This window comes from Brevundimonas sp. TWP2-3-4b1, assembly GCF_049897665.1.
GTDB lineage: Bacteria > Pseudomonadota > Alphaproteobacteria > Caulobacterales > Caulobacteraceae > Brevundimonas > Brevundimonas subvibrioides_B.
On sequence record NZ_JAFCWQ010000057.1, the window covers coordinates 1 to 2,454 of the forward strand.

The following is a 2,454-nucleotide window of genomic DNA, read 5'->3' on the forward strand; positions in this document are numbered from 1 at the left end:
ACCCCGTTAGCGGGGTGATCGGCGTCGAATAAGGACCCCTCATTCCTGATGTCTAACGATGGCTGCTTGGCGGATGTCAGGCGGCGAGTTCGGGATGTTGGTGTTGGAGACGGTGTTGAGGATCCGGCGCGAGTTTGCGTCCGGGAAGGCGATCAAGGCGATCGCGCGGGACCTTCGACTGTCGCGCAAGGTGGTGCGCAAGGCGATCCGGGAGCCGGATGCGGAGTTCGCCTATCGACGGGCGGTGCAGCCGTTGCCGAGGCTGGGGCCGTTCCAGGCCAGACTTGATGAGCTGCTGGAAGAGGACGAGGCGCGACCGCGGCGCGAGAAGCTGCGGATGACACGTGTCCATGACCTGCTGCTGCGCGAGGGGTTCGACGGGTCGTATGACGCGGTCCGGCGCTACGCGGCGGGATGGCGACTGAAGCGGCGTCGGGGCGTGGCGGATGCGCCGGTGTTCATCCCGCTGATGTTCCGGCCGGGCGAGGCCTACCAGTTCGACTGGAGCCACGAGGACGTGGAGATCGCCGGCAAGCCGATGCGGGTCAAGGTGGCGCACATGCGGCTGTGCGCGTCGCGCGCGATCTATGTTCGGGCCTATCCGCGCGAGACCCAGGAGATGCTGTTCGACGCGCATGCGCGGGCGTTCGCCTTCTTCGGCGGCGTGCCGACGCGCGGGATCTACGACAACATGAAGACGGCGGTGACGACGGTGTTCACCGGCAAGGACCGGGTGTTCAACCGGCGCTTCCTGGTCATGGCGAGCCACTACATGGTCGAGCCGACAGCCTGCTCGCCGGCGGCGGGCTGGGAGAAGGGCCAGGTCGAGCACCAGGTTCAGACGGTGCGGGGGCGGTTCTTCCAGCCCCGCCTGCGCTTCACCAGTCTGGAGGAGTTGAACGGCTGGCTGGAGGCGGAATGCCGTCGCTGGGGCGAGCTACGCCAACATCCCGAGCAGAAGGACCTGACGGTCGCTCAGGCGCTGGTAGCCGAGCGCCCGGCGTTGCAGCCCATGCTGGGGCCGTTCGACGGCTTTTACGAGAGCGAGCACGCGGTGACCGGGACCTGCCTGATCAGCTTCGATCGCAACCGCTACTCGGTGATGGCCAAGGCCGGGCGGCGCACGGTGCAGGTCCGCGCCTATGCCGACCGTATCGTCGTGCGCTGCGATGGGGAGGTCATCGCTGACCATCGCCGGTTCTTCGGTCGCGACCGGACCCTCTACGATCCCTGGCATTACCTGCCGGTGCTGGCGACCAAGCCCGGAGCGCTGCGCAACGGCGCGCCGTTCCAGGACTGGGCGTTGCCGTCGGCGCTGGCGCGTCTGCGGCGCAAGCTGGGCTCAGGCGACGAGGCCGACCGCCGGTTCGTGCGGGTTCTGGCAGCCGTGCTGGAGGATGGCGTGGAGTTGGTCGAGGCCGCTGTGCACGAGGCGCTCGCTGCCGGGACGGCCAGTGACGACGTCATCCTCAACATCCTGGCGCGCCGGCGCGAACCGCCCCGGCCGCTGAGCATCGTTACACCCGAAGACCTGGTGCTGCGGCATCCGCCTCTGGCCGACTGCGACCGCTACGACAGCTTGCGAGGCCTGCATGCAGCGGCATGAGATGATAGCGGCGCTGGCCGGCATGGGCCTGAAGGGCATGGCCGGCGCCTTTGACGAGGCGGTCACCACGGGCCTGCAGCGCAAGCGCACGACCATGGAGATCCTCGCCGACCTGCTGCGCGCCGAGACGACCCATCGGCATGCGGCCTCCATCCGCTACAGGATGGCGGCGGCCAAGCTACCTGCCGTGAAGGACCTGGACGCCTTCGTGTTCGACGACACCCCAATCGACGAGGGGCTGGTGCGCTCCCTGCACAACGGCTCCTTCCTGGCGAACCGGCGCAACGTCGTGCTGGTCGGCGGGACCGGCACAGGCAAGACGCACCTGGCCAGCGCCATCATCGCCAACGTCGTGCGCGCTGGCGCACGGGGGCGCTACTTCAACACCGTCGACCTCGTGAACCGGCTCGAGGAGGAAACCCGTCTGGGCAAGGCCGGTGCGCTGGCCGCTCAGCTCTGCCGCCTCGACGTCGTCGTCCTCGACGAGTTGGGCTACCTGCCGTTCGCACGCTCGGGCGGTCAGCTGCTGTTCCACCTGATCAGCAAGCTCTACGAGCGCACCTCGGTGATCGTCACGACCAACCTCGCCTTCGGCGAATGGCCGACCGTGTTCGGCGATCCCAAGATGACGACAGCGCTCCTCGACCGCATCACTCACCACTGCGACATCGTCGAGACCGGCAACGACAGCTGGCGCTTCAAACACCGCAGCTGACCCTACCAGGAAGAACGCCAAGCGAGGGTTGAGCCTCCAGTCGGGCTACGCCCTCCCTACGCCCCAACCCTCGCAAGCGGTGCGCTCGTGACGTCCATCCCGAACACCAAAAGGGGGTCCCTATTGCACGCCT

At 67.6% G+C, this 2,454-nt stretch carries 2 protein-coding genes; both read left to right on the forward strand.

All coding sequences use genetic code 11. The features are described from left to right. The first annotated feature begins 94 nt into the window (after positions 1-94). On the forward strand, positions 95-1,606 hold the full coding sequence (istA, locus tag ACP7A5_RS17880; RefSeq protein WP_426043150.1) for an IS21 family transposase: 1,512 nt from the start codon (positions 95-97) through the stop codon (positions 1,604-1,606). Continuing rightward, complete coding sequence (gene istB / locus ACP7A5_RS17885; RefSeq protein WP_426043151.1) at positions 1,593-2,321, forward strand: IS21-like element helper ATPase IstB; 729 nt, start codon at positions 1,593-1,595, stop codon at positions 2,319-2,321. Before istA ends, istB begins: the two co-directional genes overlap by 14 nt. The last annotated feature ends 133 nt before the right edge of the window (positions 2,322-2,454 follow it).